An 18,362-nucleotide genomic window follows, 5' to 3' on the forward strand; every position below is an offset into this window, starting at 1 on the left:
ACACCCATTTGTCGTCACCCGGCTTGACCGGGTGACCCAGTAGACACAGACGTTTGCGTCTACTGGATCGCCCGGTCAAGCCGGGCGATGACAGTGGAGATTTTGGTCGCCCGTATCGAGCCATATGAGGGGCAGCTTTTCATATGGAGGTCCACGACTTTGTGCCTTGCTTGAGGTGTCATGTCCGACGTTCTGTCAAAATCCCCGGTCATCTCGCACCTGCATGATGAATCGGCAAGCCACGGCGCGGCTCGCGCCTTCCGGCGTGCGATGAATGCGGTGTACTGGACCGGGGCGGTGTTTTCCTGCGTGGCGCTGGTGGCGATTTCGGCCATCATCCCGTGGGCGGTCTACACCCGCTACATCCTCAACAGCGCGGCCTCCTGGCCCGAGCCGCTGGCCGTGCTGCTGACCATCGCCGTCACCTTCATCGGTGCCGCGAATTGCTACCGGCAGCGCATTCATATGAACATGACGGTCGGCACCAACCTGCTGTCGCCGCGCTTTCGCGTTCACGCGGCCTTCATCAGCGAATTGCTGATGGGCGTCATTGCGCTGTTCATGGTGATTTGGGGCATGAAGCTGGTCAACGCGACGTGGGGCAATTCGGTCGACGAGTTTCCCTTCCTGTCGGTCGGCATCACCTATCTGCCGATCCCGCTCAGCGGCGCCATGATGTTCCTGTTCGTGCTCGAGCGACTGATCATCGGGCCGCCGCCGCAGGACGGCAGTGACGCCCATATCGCGCTCGATTGATCTTCCTACCAGATAGAAAAGACTGACATGGACATCGCGGTTCTGCTTCTCAGCATGTGTCTGTTCTTCGCCGTCGGCATGCCGATCGCGTTCGCGCTCGCTCTGGCCGCGCTGGTCGGCGCGCTATGGATCGATCTTCCGGTCGCGGCCGTCATGCAACAGCTCTCCAGCGGTGTCGGCAAGGTCTCGATGCTGACGGTGCCGTTCTTCGTGCTGGCCGGCGCCATCATGGCGGAAGGCGGCATGGCGAAGCGGCTGGTCGATTTCGCCGCCGTCGTGGTCGGCTTTACGCGCATTCGCGGCGGCCTGTCGCAGGTCAACATTCTCGCCACCACGATTATGTCAGGCATTTCCGGATCGTCGGTCGCCGATACGTCGGCGATCGGCTCGGTGATGATCCCGCAGATGGCGGCGCAGGGTTATCCGCGCGTGTTCGCCACCAACGTCACCATCAGCGCGTCGGTGCAGGCGATCCTGGTGCCACCGAGCCACAACGCGGTGATCTATTCGCTGGCGACCGGTGGCGTGGTCTCGATCACCAGTCTTTTTGGCCGGCATCGTGCCGGGCCTGCTGCTCGGCTTCTCGATCATGCTGCTGTGCCTGTATTTCGCCTATCGCGACGGCCATCCCAAGGGTGAGCCGGTCCCGATCCGGCAGGCGATGAAAATGCTCGGCGACGCTACCTGGGGCATCGTCACGCTGGTCATCGTGCTCGGCGGTATTCTCACCGGCGTGTTCACGCCGATCGAGGCGGGCGCGGTGGCCTGCGTCTGGGCCTTCTTCGTGACCATGTTCATCTACCGTGACTACAAGTGGTCGGAATTGCCGATGCTGACCTATCGCACCCTGCAGACGGTAGCGATGGTGCTGACGCTGGTGGCGACCGCATCCTGTTTCGGCTATGTCGCGGCGGTGATGCAGATGCCGGCCCATATGACGGAATTCTTCGTGGCGATCTCCGGCAACAAATACGTGCTGCTGATGTGGCTCAACATCATGCTGCTGGTGCTCGGCACCGCGCTCGATCTGGCGCCGCTGCTGCTGATCTGCACGCCGATCCTGCTGCCGGTCGTGAAGAATTTCGGCATCGACCCCGTGCATTTCGGCATCGTCATGCTGCTGAACCTCGGCATCGGCCTCCTCACCCCGCCGGTCGGCACCACGCTGTTCGTGGGGTGCGCGATCGGAAAAGTCTCGGTGGACGAGGTGATGCGCGGAATCTGGCCGTTCTACTACGTGATGTTCGCGGTCTTGATGTTGGTGACCTACGTGCCGTGGTTCTCGATGGCGCTCCCGCATGCGTTCGGGTTCAGGTGAAAAGCTGTCGTCCCGGTAGCTCACTTGCCCGGGACGACCGTTGATCGGCTGGCGCTAAACTTCGACCGCCAGTTGCCGGTAACGTTCCTTGCCGTTCACCAGATGACGTCGCATGGCATCGCGGGCCTTGCGCGGGGAATGGGCGCTGATCGCGTCGAAGATCGCCTGGTGTTCCTTCTGGACGCTTTCCAGGTAGCGCTTTTGCAATTCCGCCTTGCCGTCGAAGGTGCGGATGCTCTGGCGCGGGATAATCAGGCCGCCGAGAAATTCCAGAAAGCCGACGAAGCGCGAATTCTGCGTGGCGATGGCGATGGCGAAATGGAAGTCGAAGTCCTCCTTCACCGCGCGATCGCCATTCTCGATGGCGCGGGTGAAGGTGGCGGAGGCTTTGGCGATGGCCTTGAGCTGTGGAGCGGTGGCGCGCTCGCTGGCGATGGCCGCGGCCTCCATCTCGATAGCGGTGCGCAGTTCTAGAATTTCGATGACGCTGTTCAGCGAGCCCAAGCCGTCGGGGTCGATCGCATAAGGCTGCTGCGTCGGGTCGGCGCCGACGAAGGCGCCTGCACCCTGCCGTGTCATCACCAGGCCGCGGGCGCGCAGCGCCGAAATCGCCTCGCGCACCACAGTGCGGCTGACGCCCATGGCCGCCATCATCGCCTGTTCGGTCGGCAGCCGCGCGCCGGCTGGAAGCTGGCCTTCGGCGATTTGGGCCGCGATGCGCTCGACCACTTCCTCAGTGCGGCGCCGCACCGGGGTCAAGGGACGCAGCAGATCGGGGCGGGCCGGCTTGCGGTCGCGGCGGCGCGCCGGGCTGGGTCGGTCTTGTACTGTCATCGTACAACTTTGCTAGCATCGCCCCCGGCGAGGTGCAAGGTTGCGGATGGCCGCCAAACGGGGCGCCTGCTCCGGGCGTTCAGGTGGTCGCGGCGGCGGCAGCGCCTCGCAGGTCGCATTCGACCCAGGCGCCCTTGATGGCAAACCGCTCGAACGGCGAGGCGGCCACGGCCGCTTGCAGCGGCGCGAGGAAATGCGCATCGGCGGGGCTGCGCAGGTGAAACAGGACGTGGTGGGCCGACATGGTATTCCGGGACAGCCAGACGATCCCGGAGAATAGTTCGACCAGCAGTTGGCCATAGCCTGCGAGGTCGGCTTCGCCGAAATCGTAGGTCGGCGATACAGTCATGAAGCGCGCCCGCAGCACCGGACCTTCGAATTTGTGCATCAGCAGTTTGTTGACCTGGCAGAATGCGTGCGGCACCGACCCGTCATAGAGACCGTAAAGCCCTGCCTTGTGGGCGCCCTGGGCCATCAGCGGATCGAGCGCTGCGAAGGGGCCTTGGGAAAAGCTCGAAAAATCCTCTTCGAGGCCCTCGGCGGCCCGCCTCCACTGCGACTTCAGCGACGCCCAAGTCTTCTCGGCATCGATCGGCAGAAGCCGCATGTTGAAGTCCCCCGATCCACGGCAGCGCGCCACCCGGCGAGACGATAATGTGCGCCGGTCAATATAAGTATAACGCTGCGCAGGAGAAAAGCGCGACCAGATGTTGGGCGCTGTCGATATCGGGTAGGCCGGGATGGGGCGCGTTAAGCGCCGGCGCCGGGCAGGCTGGCTGCGGCGATCGCGACGATGGCGCTCAGAAACCGCCATGTACGGGTCAATTGGGAACGGGGGGCAGGGCTTCGGGGTCTCATGACGATCATTCCGGCTGCGCAATCCACTTCTGGCTGCGGGACGACGCACGTCCATTGCCGTCAAAATCATGCGTGCGGGAGCCGCTGTCGAGACCGCCGGGAAAATAGCAACAGGCGCACCGTTTCGCGCCAAAGCGCGCTGCTATTGTTTTCTTTTCGCGCCCGCAGGCGGTGGAAACATTCCCCGCCTACGGCGCCGCCGGTAGGTCGTCATTCCGCGTGACGGGGTCCTGGCAGACGTCGACCCACGCGGCGCCGACCAGTTCGGCCATCCGCAACGGCGGGATCCGTACCGCGCTGTTGGCCGAGCCCGCCGCCGGCAGCACCTCGTCGAAGGCCTTCAGCGAGACGTCGCAATAGACCGGCAACGGCGTCGCCAGCCCGAACGGGCAGACGCCACCCACCGGATGCCCGGTCAGGGCCACCACCTCGTCGGCCTCGAGCATGCGCGGCTTGGCGCCGAGCGCGGCCCTGGCCTTTTTGTTGTCGAGGCGCGCCGTGCCCTTGGTGACCACCAGCACCACGCGGTCGCCGACCCGCAGCGACAATGTCTTGGCGATCCGCGCCGGCTCGACGCCGAACGCCTCGGCGGCCAGCGCCACGGTGGCCGAACTCCGCTCGGAGACGAGGACGGCGATGTCAGGAGCGTGGCTCGCGAAAAATGCGCGGACGGACTCAAGGCTCATGCGGGGATCCAGGCTCGTTTGTTCTTCACCGGGAGTCCGCAGTGGCCGTCGGCAGTCGTTCCATCGCAGCTTCGGTCGCATCTGGCTGGCGCGCTGTCTGCGTTGCTGCGCTGCGCACCACCGATCCCAGAATGCCGACTGCCAGGCAGTACAGCATGCCCTGCGTGACCTGGGAGATGTGGCTGTTGAACAGCGAGCCGAGGAAATTCTGAACCACCACCGCCAGACCGAGGACGCTGGCCATGTCGCGCCCGAGGAACATCTTCGCGTGGACGGCCCACATGGCCAGCAGGACAAGGCCGCCGAGCAAACCGATCTGCAGGGTTACGTGAAGAAACTGATTGTGAGGATCCGCGACCGCTTCGCCATAGGGAGACGGACGCGAGGCTTCCATCGATTGATACAGCGGCCTGATGCTGCCGGTGCCGTGGCCGAGCAACGGCGCTTCCTTCACGAAGATCGCGGCCTTGTTCCAGAAGTCGATCCGGGACGCCGTGGATACGGTTTCCTGGGCGCCGGCGCTCGCCTGCTGGATATCCGTCGCGATTTCGGCGATCCGCCGTTGCGCGCCCGGGGACATCCACAACGAGAGCGCCGCAATGACAACGGCGCTCGCCCCGACAAGCAACGCGCGGCGCCAGCCATTCAACTGGACGAGAAACAATGCCAGCAGCACGCCGGCGACGAGCATGCCCGTCTTCGAGATGTAGATCAGAAACACGTTCGCGAAAAACAGCAAGGCAAGCGCGATCATCAGGATCGCGCGGCGGCTTTCTCCGCGTTGCCAGCCTTTGACCGCGGCGAATGCAAGGCCAAAGGCGCACAGGGAAAAGCACTCGCTCTGGACTGCATTGTCCTTGAAGGGGATGCCGGGCGTCTTGAACCATAACCCGGGGCCGGTCGGCCACAGCATCGTCACATAGGAGATCGCCAGAATGACGATGCAGGATGTCAGGAAGCCGTAGCCGATCTGGATCGCCTGTTTCGGCGTGATGCACGTCGCCATCATCAGCGGAATCAGCAGCAGCTTGGCGTAGGGCCCGACCCATTTCAGGGCGGGGCCGATCGGCTGCATCGACCACGAGACGCCAACGAGCAGAAACGCGAACAGCAGCAGCGGTATCCACGCCGCCGGCGCCCGCAGTGTCTCCATCAGACGATCGCGATCCAGCGTCAGCAAAGCGAGCACCGCGAGAATCGAGACCGCTATGGCTTGCCCGCTGGTCGTGAACGGCAGCATGAAGGCCGTGGCCACCGCGGCGCAATGCCTGGCGACCAGCAGCTTTTCCTGGATTCCCTGCGTCGTCGTGACCATGTCGTCTTTCGTCATATGCCGAGCAGTTTGCGCGCGTTGTTCTTCAGCACCTTGGGCCGGATCTCGTCGCGGATCTCGAGCTTGGCGAAGTCGGCCATCCAGCGGTCCGGCATGATCACCGGCCAGTCCGAACCGAACAGCATCTTGTCCTGCAGGATCGAGTTGATGTAGCGCACTAGGATCGGCGGGAAGTATTTCGGCGACCAGCCGGACAGGTCGATGTAGACGTTCGGCTTGTGGGTCGCCACCGACAGCGCCTCTTCCTGCCAGGGGAAGGAGGGATGCGCGAGAATGATCTTCATGTCGGGGAAATCCACCGCGACGTCGTCGATATACATCGGGTTCGAATATTTCAGCCGCATCCCCATGCCGCCGGGCATGCCGGAGCCGACGCCGGTCTGGCCGGTGTGAAACAGCGCGATGGCGCCGGCTTCCTGGATCGCCTCGTACAGCGGATAGGCCATGCGGTCGTTGGGATAGAAGCCCTGCATGGTCGGGTGGAATTTGAAGCCCTTGATACCGTAATCGGCAATCAGGCGGCGCGCCTCGCGGACGCCGAGCTTGCCCTTGTGCGGATCGATCGAGGCGAACGGGATCAGCACGTCGGCGTTCTGGCGCGTCAGTTCGATCATTTCGTCGTTGTTGTAGCGGCGGAAGCCGGTCTCGCGCTCGGCGTCGACCGGGAAGATCACCGCGGCAATGTTTTTCGCGCGGTAATAGGCTGCCGTCTCGGGAATGGTCGGCGGGTGCTTGTGCGGCGATTTGAAATATTCGGCCATCTGCGCCTGGAAATCGTCGTAGCCATCGTCGCCATGGCAGCCGCAGGGCTCCTCGGCGTGGGTATGGATATCGATGGCGACGAGATCGTCCGTATTGAGCAGCTGCATGCCCGATATTCCTCACATGGCGCCTGGCGCGGGGTTGCGCTGCATTAACAAAAAGCTCCGGGCATTGAAAGGTTAGGGGGACCCGACCGGCCGGCGAGATTTGTGTGCGGATGTCCTGCGCGAAGCGCCGAATCCGGTTCGCTGTCGGTCACGGCGTAGCCCTGTGCGTCGGCGCAGGTGAGGTCACGGTCGAGCGTCGAGTCGGGAGGCGGAGCGGCGCCGCACTCGCCTTTTTGTGGATTTCTCGCCCGGGAAATGGAAAATGGTGCCTGGGGTGGCCGCATACCGCAGGAATGACCGGACAATGTTGCGCGACGGGTCCCGGGCGGATTGACAGTCCGGCGCGCAATGGCTTAGAAACCGCCTGTCTCGGGCGGCCAAGCTGCCAGCGGGACCAAAGCCCATTTTGCCACTTTCGGCCTGTCCAACACGGCCTTTCAAAAGATCAGGATTGTCCCATGAAGGTCCGTAACTCGCTGAAGTCGCTGCGTGCTCGCCATCGCGACAACGTTCTCGTCCGCCGCAAGGGCCGCGTCTACGTGATCAACAAGGTTCAGCGTCGTTTCAAGGCCCGTCAGGGCTGATTGCGACCGCGTCCGGTATGATCGGCTGCCTCCGGGCGGCTTGAAAACCTGCTTCATCACGGCTGTGTGACGGTACTGCTGCTTTGCAGCGCAATTTTTCGCGTCTACACTTTCCGGATGACGTTCAGATTCCCAGCGGCAGGTTTTGGAATTGTCGTGCTCGCGGCATTTGCTGCCGCGCCGGCTTGCGCACAGGGTCGGGATCCGCGGGTCACGCCACCCACGGAGCAGAAGAAGCTCCCGGAACCTCCCGCCAAATTACCAAAGGTCGGTGCCGACCGCACCCGCGGCCTGGATTTTCTGTTCGGGGCGCTCAAGGTCGCGCCCGACGAAGACAGCGCCAAGCATGTCGAGGCACGGATCTGGGCGCTGTGGACCCAGACCAGCAGCGACACCACGGCCCTGCTGATGATGCGCGCCAAGGCAGCCATGGATGCCAAGCAGGTGGATGTGGCGCTGAAACTGCTCGACGCGGTCGTCAAGCTGCGCCCGGATTACATCGAGGGCTGGAACCGACGGGCCACGCTCTATTACCTGCAGAACGATTACACTCACTCGCTGCATGACATTGAGCAGGTGCTGGTGCGCGAGCCCCGGCATTTCGGCGCGCTGGCCGGTCTTGGCATGATCATGCAGGAACTGGGCGACGAGAAGCGCGCCCTCGACGCATTCCGCAAGGCACTGGCGATCAACCCGCACCTCGAAAAGGTGCCGGAACTGGTCAAGACCCTGACCGAGAAGGTCGAAGGCCGCGACATCTGAAATTTAACGATTTCAATGGCATATCACCCCTGCAATTGATCCCCGGGGTGTCCGCGGCGAATTGCCAAGACATCGTCGCCTTGGAACCAAACTTCCGACACATCAAAACGGCCACTAGGGCCATCCCATACCCCTTGGAAGGGAACCTCGTGGCGCCCAAATCCCTGCCGCTTCTCGCTTTGCTATGTGTGCTGATGGCCGCTCCTGCGGCCGCGCAGACCGCCGCGCCGGCGCCCGCCCCCAGCGCCGATTCCCTGACGCCGGAGCAGGCCAGCCGTGCGCTGGAGACCTTGCAGGACGACGGCAAGCGCGCCCAGATGATCGACACGCTGAGGGCCATTGCCAAGGCGACCCCGGCGACACCGGCGGCGGCGAAGCCTGCCGCGCCGCTGGCGCCGGACAGCCTGGTCGCGCAATTGCTGCTCGCGGTTTCCGAACAGGTCAGCGATCTCGGGCGTGAGATCGATGCTGCGGCACGTTCGGTGGTGCGCTTCCCGGCGCTTTGGTATTGGCTACAGAGAACGGCGCAGGACCCCGAGACCTATCAACTCCTGTTCGATATTGCGTGGAAGCTGGCGCTGGTTTTCAGCAGCGCATTCGCGGCCGAATCCCTGGTGTGCCGGCTGCTGCGAAGACCACAGCAACTGCTTGAGGCCCGGATTCCCTATGCGGCGCGCGCACCGGTCCAGGTTCTGGAGCGGATCGATCCACCATCCTCGATGGCGGATATCAGCGAGGTGCCGGATCTGCAGCGGCGCCATCGCAGCCTGACCCGTGCGTGGCAATCGCTGGTGCGGCTGCCGTTCGTCCTCGGCCGGCTGGCGCTCGAACTGCTGCCGGTCGTGGTATTTGCGGGCGTCGTCGTCATGCTGCTCGGCACCGGGATCGGCGACGCCGGCATCGCGCGTCTGGCGATCCTCGCCATCGTCAATGCCTATCTGATCTGCCGCGCCATCGTTTGCGTCGTGCGGTCGCTGTTCGGTCCGCTCGGCCTGATTACGCTGCGCGAAGAGACCGCGGCCTATATCGAGATCTGGACCCGGCGCATCGCGACCGTCTGCGTCTCCGGAATTGCACTGGCCAATATCGCATTGCTGCTCGGATTGTATCGCGGGGGCTACGATGCGCTGGTGCGGCTGGTGATGCTGGCCGTGCATCTGCTCGTGGTCGTGGTCATCCTGCAGTGTCACAGGCAGGTGGCGGGAGCGATCCGTGCGCCGGAGGGACGCATTGGCGTCATGGCGATGCTGCGCAATCGCTTCGCCGGGATCTGGCACGTGCTGGCGATCGCTTTGGTGCTCGCATTGTGGGCTGTCTGGGCGCTGCATATCAAGAACGGCTACGCGCTGCTGCTGCAGTACTTCGTCGGGACGGTGATGGTCGTCGCGGCGGCCAGACTGACTCTTGTCGTTCTGCTGGGCCTGATCGATCGCGGCTTTCGTATCCAGCCCGAAATCCTGCAGCGTTTCCCCGGCCTGGAGGCGCGCGCCAATCGCTATCTGCCGTTGCTGCGCCAGGTCGTGTCCGGCCTCGTCGGCACGATCGGCCTTGTCGCACTGCTCGAGGTGTGGGGCATCGATGCCATCGTCTGGTTCTATGGCGGTCAGGTCGGTGGGCGCGTGGTGTCGGCTGTGGTGACCATCGGTGTTGCCGCGCTGGCTGCCGTCGCGGTGTGGGAGGGCAGCAATGCGCTGATGGATCGGCAACTGGCGTTGCTGACGCGCAATTCGCATTTCGCGCGCGCGGCGCGGCTGCGCACGTTCCAGCCCATGCTGCGCACGACGTTGCTGTGTGTGATCGTCGCCGTGGTCGGGCTGACGGCGCTGAGCGAGATCGGCGTCAACGTGGCGCCGCTCTTGGCCGGCGCCGGCATCGTCGGTATCGCCATCGGCTTCGGTTCGCAGAAGCTGGTCCAGGACGTCATCACCGGCCTGTTCCTGCTGCTCGAGAACACCGTGCAGGTCGGCGACAATGTCACTGTGTCGGGCCTGTCCGGCGTCGTCGAGAACGTCTCGATCCGTACCATCCGGCTGCGCGCCGGCGACGGTGCGGTGCACATCGTGCCGTTCAGCGCGGTGACGACCATCACCAACGCCAGTCGTGGTGCCGGCAACGCTGCTGTCAGCGTCAATGTCGCCTACAAGGAAGACACCGACCGCGCCGGGCAGGTCCTCAAGGAGATTGTCGCCGAGATGCGCGGCGAGCCGGAGTTCCGTCAGGCCATCCGCAGCGATCTGGAATTGTGGGGCGTCGACAAGGTGGACGGATCGATGGCCTCCATCGTCGGGCAGATCCGCTGCACCGATTCCGGACGTTGGCCGGTGCAGCGCGAGTTCAACCGCCGCATGAAGCGCCGCTTCCAGGAAAACGGCATCGAGATTGCCAGTGCCGGGCAGACCATTCTGATGCAGCTTCCCGCGCCCGAGACCGACGACACCGCCGAAGCTCCCACCTCGCGGCGCCGGGCAACCGCCTGAGGGCTGATCTTCACCGGCATGTTCAACGCCCGGCGCGTGTCCGAAGGTCGAGCACAAGGACCCGGACAAGCCGCCTGATCGGTCGGCGAACCGCTAATGCAGCGCCTTGCCGCTGCCGCGTTTGATATTGCAGGGAATCGCAGCTGCATAAAGCTGCTGCAATTCGGCTTCCAGCTGCTCGTTGACCAGCAGAAGCGCTTTCAACGCACCGTGGATATCGCCGTTGCAGGCGGCGATAATTTCATCGATCGCGACGTCACTGGGCGCGCGGGCCATCGAACATTCTCCGATTTTTGTCAGGATCATTTTCCGATTTTATTGGGAAGATATTACGGCAAGGCGCCCGGCGACCCTGTGGATAGCGTGGATAGCTTCGGCCGGCTGCATGGCGACCATCGGCCGCGGCGCGGTGGTGAAATCGGGCGCGATCCCCATATGGGGCGGGTTGCTTCATTTGGGCTGCCAGCGGTGAGAAAAATCGTGATCGTCCTGTTGCTTCTGCTGGTGGTCCCCATCGGCGCCTCGGCGTTGAAATACTGGTTTGGCGATCGTTCGGTTGATTGGCAGAGCGCCGACCGCTCAAGCGCCGGGCTGCTGCCCCAACCGGCCGCGCATCCTGAAGCCCTGGTGCGCGTCTTCGCTGCGCGCACCGTGCGTTGGCGCGGCATCTTTGCGGTTCACACCTGGGTAGTGGTCAAGGAGCGCAATGCGCCGCGCTACACCCGCTATGACTACACCGCGTGGGGCGAGCCGATCCGCGTCAACGGCTTCGCGGCCGATGGCCGCTGGTTCGGCGACATGCCGGAGGCGCTCGCCGCTGCGGATGGCCAAGCCGCCGAAGCCATGATCCCGAAAATCCGCTCGGCCATCGAAAGCTACAAGCTGCGCGCCTATGGCGACTACCGGGCGTGGCCGGGGCCGAATTCCAACACCTTCGTTGCCGCCGTGCTGGCGTCGGTCCCGGAACTGAAGATCGCATTGCCGCCGACCGCCATCGGCAAGGACTATCCCTGGAGCGGCGATGCCTTTGGCCGGACTCCGTCCGGCACCGGCCTGCGCGCCACCCTCGGCGGCTATCTCGGCGTGACCGTCGGCTGGATCGAAGGCATCGAGGTCAATTTTCTCGGCGCGGTGTTCGGCGTCGATATCCGACGTCCGGCGCTCAAGCTGCCTGGAATCGGGCGCCTCGGCCTAGCCGCGTGATCCGGACCGCCGCGAAACCGATCTGCCGTCGCTGCGTAGCTGAAGCGTGCGCAACCATCCCCGGATCATATCGATGATAGCGATCTGCCTGATCGCCACGCTTGCCGCGCTGGCGTTGATCACCCAGGCCGGCGTCGCCGTGCTGGAGCGGAAATATCCAGCTCACAGCCGCTTCGTCGATGTCGCCGGCGGGCGGATTCACGTGGAGGATATCGGCCCGCGCGATGCCGCCGGTCCGCCGATCGTGCTGATCCACGGCGCCACCTCCAGCCTCGAGACCATGCGCTTTCCGCTCGGCGACATGCTGGCCAGAAATCACCGCGTGATCCTGATCGACCGGCCCGGACTCGGCTGGAGCAGCCGAGACGATCTGAAAAATTCGTCGCCGGCGATTCAGGCGCGCATGATCGACGAGGCACTGGGACAACTCGGTATAGAGTCCGCCGTCCTTGTGGTGCATTCGCTGGCCGGCGCGCTCGGGGCGTTGATGGCACTGGACTATCCGCAGCGCGTCGCCGGGCTGGTGATGCTGGCCGGCGTCACCTATCCTTGGCCGGGCGGGGTCGGCACTTACAACGACGTCGTCACCACGCCGCTGATCGGCCCGCTGCTGGCCTACACCATCACTTTGCCGCTCGGCTATTTCCTGATGGAGCCCGGTGCCCGCAGTGTATTCCGGCCGCAGGTCATGCCCGAGGGATATGTGCAGCAGACTGCGACGCCGCTGGTGCTGCGGCCGCGAACCTTCCTGGCCAATGCGTGGGATCTGGTGACGTTGAAAGCCGCGGTCACCGAACAGGCGCCGCGCTATGGCGAGATCAAGGTGCCCACCGTGGTGATATCAGGCGATGCCGACACCACGGTGTCACCGCAGATCCATTCCCGCCGCTTCGCCGCGACCGTGCCACATGCCCGGCTGATCATATTACCTGATGTCGGTCACATCGTGCAGAATGCTGCGCCCGATCTCGTTGTCAGCGAGATCGAAGGCATGATTGCCGCCGCTGACACACGACCGACGGCAGTGCTGCGGTAGCATTCCTTTGGCACTATCCGCCGCCTCAGGCGTTGAGGTCGCGTCCATCCACACCCATCCCATGGAGTATTGCATGACCACGACTTTCGGTTCAGCCAAATGGCAGGGCGGCATCAAGGACGGCAAGGGCGCCATCTCGACCAAGAGCGGCGCGCTGACGGATTATCCCTACGGCTTCGCCAGCCGCTTCGAGGGCAAGCCCGGCTCCAACCCCGAAGAACTGATCGGTGCGGCCCACGCCGCCTGTTTCACCATGGCGCTGTCGCTCATTCTCGGCGAGGCCAAGCTCACCGCCGAGCAGATGGAAACCAAGGCCGACGTCACTCTTGAGAAAGAAGGCGACGGGTTTGCCATCACCAAGGTGCACCTGACGCTGTCGGCGAAGATCCCCGGCGCCGACAAGGCAAAATTCGACGAGTTGGCGGCAAAGGCCAAGGCCGGCTGCCCGGTCTCGAAGCTGCTGAAGGCCGAGATCACGCTGGACGCGACGCTGCTGGGCTAAGCCGCCCAACCTCTGCTCGGCTGTCGTCGCCCGCGAAAGCGGGCGACCCAGTAAACACCATCGTCCCGGTTTTATCACGGGCATCGCGGAATACTGGATCGCCCGGTCCCGGCGCGCAAGTGCGCACCAGGCCGGGCGATGACAGTGGAGTTTGTTGATACGGGGTAAGGTCAGTCCCGCGCCGCTACCTACATCTCCGCGTCAGCCTTCGGGCCGACATAGGCTATGCGCACCATGTTGGTGGCGCCGGGAGTGCCGAGCGGCACGCCGGCGACGATGATGACGCGCTGGCCGGCCTTGGCGAAGCCATCGCGAAACGCGATGCTGCCGGCGCGATCGACCATGTCGTCCTGATCGTGCGCGTCTTCGGCCACCACGCAATGCACGCCCCACACCACCGCCAGCCTGCGGCCGGTGGCGGCGTTCGGCGTGATCGCCACCACCGGCGGTTTCGGCCGCTCGCGTGCAACGCGGATCGCGGTGGATCCTGAACTGGTCCAGCAGATGATCGCGGACAGGTCGAGCGTCTCCGCAATCTGCCGCGCGGCGCCGGCGATGGCGTCGCCCGCGGTGGCTTCCGGCTCCGGCCGCTGCGCGGTGAGCACGCTGCGATAGATCGGGTCGCGTTCGACCTCCTCGCCGATGCGGTTCATGGTGGCGACAGCCTCGACCGGAAATCTACCGGCCGCCGATTCCGCCGACAGCATGATGGCGTCGGCGCCTTCATAGACGGCCGTGGCGACGTCCGAGACTTCGGCGCGCGTCGGCACCGGGCTCTGGATCATCGATTCCAGCATCTGCGTGGCCACCACCACCGGCTTGCCGGCGCGGCGCGCCATGCGCGTCATCTGCTTCTGCAGGCTCGGCACGCGTTCCAGCGGCAGTTCGACGCCGAGATCGCCGCGCGCCACCATCAGCGCGTCGGACACGTCGAGGATTTCAGCCAGTCGGTCGATGGCCTGAGGCTTCTCGATCTTCGACATCACCGCGGCGCGGCCACGAATCAGCTTCTTGGCCTCGATGACGTCGTCGGCGCGCTGCACGAAGGACAGCGCCACCCAGTCGATCCCGGTCTCCAGCGCGGCTTCGAGGTCGGCGCGATCCTTCGGTGTCATCACCGAGATAGGCAGGTCGGTATCGGGCAGGCTGACGCCCTTGCGGTCCGACATCCGGCCGCCGATCACCACACGGGTCACGGCGCGGTCCGGCGAGCACTCCTCGGCAATCAGGCGGACCTTGCCGTCGTCGAGCAGCAGCGCGTGGCCGGGGCGCAGCGCCGCGAGAATCTCCGGATGCGGCAGCTGCACCCGGGTGTTGTCGCCGGGGGTCTTGTCGGAATCCAGCGTGAAGGTCTCGCCGTTCCTGAGCTGGATGGCGCCATCGGCGAACGAGCCGAGCCGCAGCTTCGGCCCTTGCAGATCGACGAGGATGCCGATCGGGCGGCCATAGCTGCTCTCGACATTGCGGATGGTCTTCACCAGCTCGCGCATCTTGTCGTGCGAGGTGTGGCTCATATTGATGCGAAACACGTCCGCGCCCGCTTCGAACAGCTTGCGGATCATCGTGCTGTCCGATGACACCGGACCCAGCGTTGCGACAATCTTGATGCGTCGCATGCGCCTCATGGCTTGGATCCCGGCGTGACGCTGGGCGGCAGCGTGCCGGGAAGCGGATTGCCCGGTGCGTTCGGCATTCCCGGCAGGCCGCCCTGTCCGGGCGGGCCCGCTGGCCCCGGAACGCCGGGCAGCTTTGGCGGATTTTGTTCGTTGGATTCGGTCAGCTGGACGGTCCATGCGCGCTGTTCGCCCGTGTCGACCTCGAAGAACCCGGTGCGATCGAAGCCGCGCGCCAGACAATTCTCGGTGCCCTTGATGGTGAATTCCTTGTCGCGCGAGCACATGAAGGCCTGGCCGGACCATTCGCCGCCGCGGTCGTAGTCGAGCGCGTAGATGTAATAGAAGCGGGCCACAAGGGTGCCGCGCAGCAGGGTTTCGCAGGCCCGCGACGACACGTTCCACCAGCCTTCGGTGGTCCAGCCGTCGGCGTCCTTGTAGCCCAGCGCGATGCCGACCCGGCTCGACGTATTGTTGCACAGGCGGAAATCGGCCGCCGCCGGACTGGTCGACAGCCACATCAGGGCAAGCGCCAGCACCGGCCAGAGCGCGGCGGCGCGAGGAAGTCGGGAGCGGCAATAGGAATCTGCAGAGGTCATCGAGAGAGGCTATATCAATTCATTGACGATTTCGCGCGAGCCGTCGGATCTGTCCACGGTCGCGGAACCTGCGATGCAGAAGCTTGTTTGGCCGGCGAAGTGGCAAAATCTGTGACAGAGCACCACTTTATGTAAAACCGGGCAAACCACCAACGAGAATAGCGAGACCAGCCATGACGGTTGACAAAACTGCGTCCGACAGCGCGGCGCTTGACGAAAAAACCCGGACCGAGCTGGAAGCCGCGGCCTTCCGGCGCCTGGTCGCACATTTGCGCGAACGGACAGATGTCCAGAACATCGACCTGATGAATCTGGCGGGCTTCTGCCGCAATTGTCTGTCGAACTGGCTGAAGGAGGAGGCCGACGCCAAGGGGGTCCCGATGAGCAAGGACGACAGCCGCGAGGCGGTCTACGGCATGCCCTACGAGGCCTGGAAAACGCTCCACCAGGCGCCGGCAACCCCTGAGCAGGCCGCCGCATTCAAGAAGAGCCATTCCGGGCATTGACGCGCTTTTCGCGCTGCTGTTCCGTGCGGAAAATGAAAGTTGTGGGGGCACTGTGGATGACCGCGATGCTGTCTTGACGCCGGCCGTCCCACTCTTGAGTGTCTTTTTAACTTACGGGCGCGCATAACGTCGCTCCCCTGTCCACCAAACCAATCCCACTAGGAGTATCCGATGGCAAACACGGCCACGTCCGTTCTGGACGATCAGGCGACGCATTCTTTCGCCAAGGACCAGCTCAAGGCCATCGTCGAGCGCATCGAGCGGCTGGAAGAAGAAAAGAAGACCATTTCTGACGACATCAAGGATGTCTACGGCGAAGCCAAGGGCAACGGCTACGACGTCAAGGCGCTGCGCACCATCATCCGCATGCGCAAGCAGGATGCCAACGAGCGCGCCGAGCAGGAAACCATCCTGGATACCTACATGCAGGCCTTGGGGATGCTCTGAGGCGATGGCGTCGCTGTCTTTCTTCCCCTCTCCCCGCGCGCAGCGTAGCTGCGCGAAGGTGGGAGAGGGTGCATAGGCGGCATTCTGCCGCCGTTATTGGACGGACGCCGATGCGAAGCATCGGCTACGCGAAGTGAGGGCGGGAGAGGGGGAGTAGCCGCGCGCACTTCAGAAGACGCCCCCTCCCGTCTCGAACCCGCTACGCGTGTTCGATCCACCATCTACCCCCAGACGCAGCTGCGCTGCACCCGAGAGAGGGGAAAGCCAGTCGATTTATTGAAGTTATTGTCGCTGCGCCTCAGCGCAGTTCGGCGGTCCGGGTGAACGGCGTGGTTGCCAGCGTGGTGATGGCCGTACCGGTGAACCGGTCGCAGACGAGGCCGAGCTGCGGATCGTCAGCGAAGCTCATGGTCACCGCAGCCTGCGGTTTGACGAAATGTGCACGCAAGACGGTGAGATCGCCGTCGCCCATCACCGTCGTGGACATCGACGTGATCGCGCTCGGTGCCAGGATCATCATGCGCGTCCAGACACTCTCGTCGCGGCCCGGTGCGGCGGAGAGCCGTGCGGAGGTGGAGATCGCGCTGATCTGGCCATGGCTGCCCTTGGCCAGCACGGTGGTGATGCTGGTGACCGCCATCGGATTGCGGGCCGGCGAGGCCGGGCGTGCGCTGCGCGGAATCGGCGCGCTGGCGGCCACGATCTGGCTGCGGTCAAGCGGTGCCGACGGCGGCGCATAGGCCAGCGCCTGCTGGAAGGCGGAGGCGGCGGCCGATTGCGGCTCGGCGGCATTGGCCAGGGCCTGGCGGGCGCTGATGGCAGCCACCTGGGCCGGGCTTGCCTGCTTCGGCGCGGCCGGCATCTGGTCCCAGAAGCCGCGGGCATTGATAATGTCGGCGGGCGTCTGCGGCTTTGTCGCGGTGTCCCCGGCTAGACCGGCAGGCGGGCGAGGCGCCGGATTGCCATCCGACGCCATCCGCGGCGCGGGCGGTACGATGTCAGCCGAGGCGACCTGGAAGCTGGCAGCCCGGGCCGGCTTGGCGCGAGGCATCGGAACCGGTTCGGCAGATTTCGCGGGCATCGCGGCGGCCATCAGGCCAATGGTCGAGGGCTTGGCGGGAGCGGCGGGGGCCGCGCCTTCTTCGTCGTCGTCATTCGACTTGCCGCGAAACAGCGAGGTGAACAGGCCGGGCTTGCTCTTGGCGAGGGCGGCGCTGTCGCCGTCGCCGCGCTTCTCGATGTCGGCCATGGCCAGCTGGTAGCCCGGCAGGGGATTGCCATCGGACGGCACATGTACGGTGCGGCCATCCGGGAATACCCGTGCCAGCTGATCGTGGGTCATGCGCGGCCAGTGGCGGATGCTGCCGGTGTCGAGATGGACGAACGGCGAGCCCGATGTCGGGTAGAAGCCGACGCCGCCGCGTTGCAGGCGCAGTCCGGCGAAACGGATCTGTTCGAGCGGCACCGCCGGGATGAAGAAGTCCATGGCGTGGCCCAGCATGTGCTGGCTGGCGCGCGCCACGCCGGACGACCGGCGGCGCAGCATGGCGTTGGTGGCAGGGGAGCGGTAGGCGGAGATGATCTGGATGGGCTGCTTGCCGTCGACGTCGCGGTAGACTTCCCAGAGGATGTCGAACAGGCGACGATCCATGGTGGTGGAGTCCTGGCTGCGCCAGTCGCGGAGGAAATGGTTGATCTGTTTCAGCGCATCTTCGTCGTAGCGACCGTTGCGCTTGAAGGTGACGGTCAGGTCTTCGCCGGAATGGGTGTGGTGGAAGGACAGGGTGCGGTTGTCGCCCAGCGCGGTCGCATCGTGAACCGTGCCTGCGGCTGCGATCAGCAGCAGCGACGACAGGCAGGCGTGAAAGCCGGCGCGCGCAGACAGCGATTTGAGATTGCGTGCGAAACCAACCAGCACGTATGAGCCCACCCAGTTCGATCGATACTTCTTCCGCTACCCCATGTGGCGAAAGAGAGTG

Annotated in this window: 18 protein-coding genes and 1 pseudogene; 10 read left to right on the forward strand and 9 right to left on the reverse strand. The window is 64.5% G+C overall.

Features of this window, described 5'->3' with window-relative positions:
• The first annotated feature begins 180 nt into the window (after window positions 1–180).
• Window positions 181–756: a TRAP transporter small permease gene (locus ONR75_RS06680; protein WP_265081913.1), complete on the forward strand. Its 576-nt coding sequence runs from the start codon at window positions 181–183 to the stop codon at window positions 754–756.
• A 78-nt stretch (window positions 757–834) separates the two neighbouring features.
• Window positions 835–2,074, forward strand: a pseudogene (locus tag ONR75_RS06685) (TRAP transporter large permease).
• Window positions 2,075–2,128: 54 nt separating this feature from the next.
• Here the strand turns inward: ONR75_RS06685 and ONR75_RS06690 are convergent.
• The 5 genes from ONR75_RS06690 to ONR75_RS06710 form a co-directional block, all read right to left on the reverse strand.
• The gene (locus tag ONR75_RS06690) at window positions 2,129–2,908 is read right to left on the reverse strand and encodes a FadR/GntR family transcriptional regulator (protein ID WP_265081914.1); all 780 of its coding nucleotides are present in this window, start codon (window positions 2,906–2,908) and stop codon (window positions 2,129–2,131) included.
• 79 nt (window positions 2,909–2,987) lie between these two features.
• Window positions 2,988–3,515: a hypothetical protein gene (locus ONR75_RS06695; RefSeq protein ID WP_265081915.1), complete on the reverse strand. Its 528-nt coding sequence runs from the start codon at window positions 3,513–3,515 to the stop codon at window positions 2,988–2,990.
• Between the two features lie 439 nt (window positions 3,516–3,954).
• Entirely contained in the window at window positions 3,955–4,452 is a 498-nt protein-coding gene (locus ONR75_RS06700) for a YbaK/EbsC family protein (RefSeq protein WP_265081916.1), read from the reverse strand.
• A gap of 25 nt (window positions 4,453–4,477) precedes the next feature.
• A complete protein-coding gene (locus ONR75_RS06705) occupies window positions 4,478–5,767 on the reverse strand; it encodes an O-antigen ligase family protein (protein WP_265081917.1) in 1,290 nt (429 codons plus the stop codon).
• 11 nt (window positions 5,768–5,778) lie between these two features.
• Window positions 5,779–6,654, reverse strand: coding sequence for an amidohydrolase family protein (locus ONR75_RS06710; protein WP_265081918.1), 876 nt, complete (start codon window positions 6,652–6,654; stop codon window positions 5,779–5,781).
• A gap of 458 nt (window positions 6,655–7,112) precedes the next feature.
• On the opposite strand from ONR75_RS06710, the gene ykgO reads away from it, so the two are divergent.
• The 3 genes from ykgO to ONR75_RS06725 all read left to right on the forward strand — a co-directional run bounded on the left by ykgO (window position 7,113) and on the right by ONR75_RS06725 (window position 10,477).
• Complete coding sequence (gene ykgO / locus ONR75_RS06715) at window positions 7,113–7,238, forward strand: type B 50S ribosomal protein L36 (RefSeq protein ID WP_143575353.1); 126 nt, start codon at window positions 7,113–7,115, stop codon at window positions 7,236–7,238.
• Window positions 7,239–7,355: 117 nt separating this feature from the next.
• Window positions 7,356–8,000 (forward strand): tetratricopeptide repeat protein, encoded by a 645-nt coding sequence (locus tag ONR75_RS06720; protein WP_265081919.1) that lies wholly within the window; start codon window positions 7,356–7,358, stop codon window positions 7,998–8,000.
• A 194-nt stretch (window positions 8,001–8,194) separates the two neighbouring features.
• Window positions 8,195–10,477, forward strand: a complete 2,283-nt coding sequence (locus ONR75_RS06725) for a mechanosensitive ion channel family protein (RefSeq protein ID WP_265083561.1) — start codon at window positions 8,195–8,197, stop codon at window positions 10,475–10,477.
• Between the two features lie 93 nt (window positions 10,478–10,570).
• Here the strand turns inward: ONR75_RS06725 and ONR75_RS06730 are convergent, their stop codons facing one another.
• Window positions 10,571–10,753, reverse strand: a complete 183-nt coding sequence (locus ONR75_RS06730; protein ID WP_265081920.1) for a hypothetical protein — start codon at window positions 10,751–10,753, stop codon at window positions 10,571–10,573.
• A gap of 159 nt (window positions 10,754–10,912) precedes the next feature.
• Between ONR75_RS06730 and ONR75_RS06735 the strand changes: the two genes are divergently transcribed.
• The 3 genes from ONR75_RS06735 to ONR75_RS06745 all read left to right on the forward strand — a co-directional run bounded on the left by ONR75_RS06735 (window position 10,913) and on the right by ONR75_RS06745 (window position 13,218).
• Window positions 10,913–11,680, forward strand: a complete 768-nt coding sequence (locus ONR75_RS06735) for a DUF3750 domain-containing protein (protein ID WP_265083562.1) — start codon at window positions 10,913–10,915, stop codon at window positions 11,678–11,680.
• Between the two features lie 73 nt (window positions 11,681–11,753).
• Complete coding sequence (locus ONR75_RS06740) at window positions 11,754–12,716, forward strand: alpha/beta fold hydrolase (protein WP_265081921.1); 963 nt, start codon at window positions 11,754–11,756, stop codon at window positions 12,714–12,716.
• Between the two features lie 73 nt (window positions 12,717–12,789).
• Entirely contained in the window at window positions 12,790–13,218 is a 429-nt protein-coding gene (locus ONR75_RS06745) for an OsmC family protein (RefSeq protein WP_265081922.1), read from the forward strand.
• A gap of 188 nt (window positions 13,219–13,406) precedes the next feature.
• Here ONR75_RS06745 and pyk read toward each other — a convergent pair whose 3' ends face one another.
• Together pyk and ONR75_RS06755 are read right to left on the reverse strand one after the other, a co-directional pair.
• A complete protein-coding gene (gene pyk / locus ONR75_RS06750; RefSeq protein ID WP_265081923.1) occupies window positions 13,407–14,843 on the reverse strand; it encodes a pyruvate kinase in 1,437 nt (478 codons plus the stop codon).
• Window positions 14,840–15,430, reverse strand: a complete 591-nt coding sequence (locus ONR75_RS06755; RefSeq protein ID WP_265081924.1) for a DUF1036 domain-containing protein — start codon at window positions 15,428–15,430, stop codon at window positions 14,840–14,842. The genes pyk and ONR75_RS06755 overlap by 4 nt, the downstream gene beginning before the upstream one ends.
• A 173-nt stretch (window positions 15,431–15,603) precedes the next feature.
• Here ONR75_RS06755 and ONR75_RS06760 point away from each other — a divergent pair, with 173 nt between their 5' ends.
• Window positions 15,604–15,936: a DUF1244 domain-containing protein gene (locus ONR75_RS06760; protein WP_265081925.1), complete on the forward strand. Its 333-nt coding sequence runs from the start codon at window positions 15,604–15,606 to the stop codon at window positions 15,934–15,936.
• A 171-nt stretch (window positions 15,937–16,107) separates the two neighbouring features.
• Complete coding sequence (locus ONR75_RS06765) at window positions 16,108–16,383, forward strand: DUF2312 domain-containing protein (RefSeq protein ID WP_265081926.1); 276 nt, start codon at window positions 16,108–16,110, stop codon at window positions 16,381–16,383.
• 298 nt (window positions 16,384–16,681) lie between these two features.
• Here ONR75_RS06765 and ONR75_RS06770 read toward each other — a convergent pair whose 3' ends face one another.
• Entirely contained in the window at window positions 16,682–18,301 is a 1,620-nt protein-coding gene (locus tag ONR75_RS06770) for a DUF882 domain-containing protein (protein ID WP_413776446.1), read from the reverse strand.
• Between the last annotated feature and the right edge of the window lie 61 nt (window positions 18,302–18,362).

Origin of the sequence: Rhodopseudomonas sp. P2A-2r (genome assembly GCF_026015985.1) — a bacterium.
Lineage (GTDB): Bacteria > Pseudomonadota > Alphaproteobacteria > Rhizobiales > Xanthobacteraceae > Tardiphaga.

What these genes read in the sequence shown, in the direction of transcription:
- ONR75_RS06755 (WP_265081924.1), bottom strand. Translation starts at nt 15,430, where the DNA reads ATGACCTCTGCAGATTCCTATTGCCGCTCCCGACTTCCTCGCGCCGCC.
- ONR75_RS06740 (WP_265081921.1), top strand. Translation starts at nt 11,754, where the DNA reads ATGATAGCGATCTGCCTGATCGCCACGCTTGCCGCGCTGGCGTTGATC.
- ONR75_RS06695 (WP_265081915.1), bottom strand. Translation starts at nt 3,515, where the DNA reads ATGCGGCTTCTGCCGATCGATGCCGAGAAGACTTGGGCGTCGCTGAAG.
- ONR75_RS06725 (WP_265083561.1), top strand. Translation starts at nt 8,195, where the DNA reads ATGGCCGCTCCTGCGGCCGCGCAGACCGCCGCGCCGGCGCCCGCCCCC.
- ONR75_RS06700 (WP_265081916.1), bottom strand. Translation starts at nt 4,452, where the DNA reads ATGAGCCTTGAGTCCGTCCGCGCATTTTTCGCGAGCCACGCTCCTGAC.
- ONR75_RS06705 (WP_265081917.1), bottom strand. Translation starts at nt 5,767, where the DNA reads ATGGTCACGACGACGCAGGGAATCCAGGAAAAGCTGCTGGTCGCCAGG.
- ONR75_RS06735 (WP_265083562.1), top strand. Translation starts at nt 10,913, where the DNA reads ATGGGGCGGGTTGCTTCATTTGGGCTGCCAGCGGTGAGAAAAATCGTG.
- pyk (WP_265081923.1), bottom strand. Translation starts at nt 14,843, where the DNA reads ATGAGGCGCATGCGACGCATCAAGATTGTCGCAACGCTGGGTCCGGTG.
- ONR75_RS06720 (WP_265081919.1), top strand. Translation starts at nt 7,356, where the DNA reads ATGACGTTCAGATTCCCAGCGGCAGGTTTTGGAATTGTCGTGCTCGCG.
- ONR75_RS06690 (WP_265081914.1), bottom strand. Translation starts at nt 2,908, where the DNA reads ATGACAGTACAAGACCGACCCAGCCCGGCGCGCCGCCGCGACCGCAAG.
- ykgO (WP_143575353.1), top strand. Translation starts at nt 7,113, where the DNA reads ATGAAGGTCCGTAACTCGCTGAAGTCGCTGCGTGCTCGCCATCGCGAC.
- ONR75_RS06760 (WP_265081925.1), top strand. Translation starts at nt 15,604, where the DNA reads ATGACGGTTGACAAAACTGCGTCCGACAGCGCGGCGCTTGACGAAAAA.
- ONR75_RS06730 (WP_265081920.1), bottom strand. Translation starts at nt 10,753, where the DNA reads ATGGCCCGCGCGCCCAGTGACGTCGCGATCGATGAAATTATCGCCGCC.
- ONR75_RS06710 (WP_265081918.1), bottom strand. Translation starts at nt 6,654, where the DNA reads ATGCAGCTGCTCAATACGGACGATCTCGTCGCCATCGATATCCATACC.
- ONR75_RS06680 (WP_265081913.1), top strand. Translation starts at nt 181, where the DNA reads ATGTCCGACGTTCTGTCAAAATCCCCGGTCATCTCGCACCTGCATGAT.
- ONR75_RS06745 (WP_265081922.1), top strand. Translation starts at nt 12,790, where the DNA reads ATGACCACGACTTTCGGTTCAGCCAAATGGCAGGGCGGCATCAAGGAC.
- ONR75_RS06765 (WP_265081926.1), top strand. Translation starts at nt 16,108, where the DNA reads ATGGCAAACACGGCCACGTCCGTTCTGGACGATCAGGCGACGCATTCT.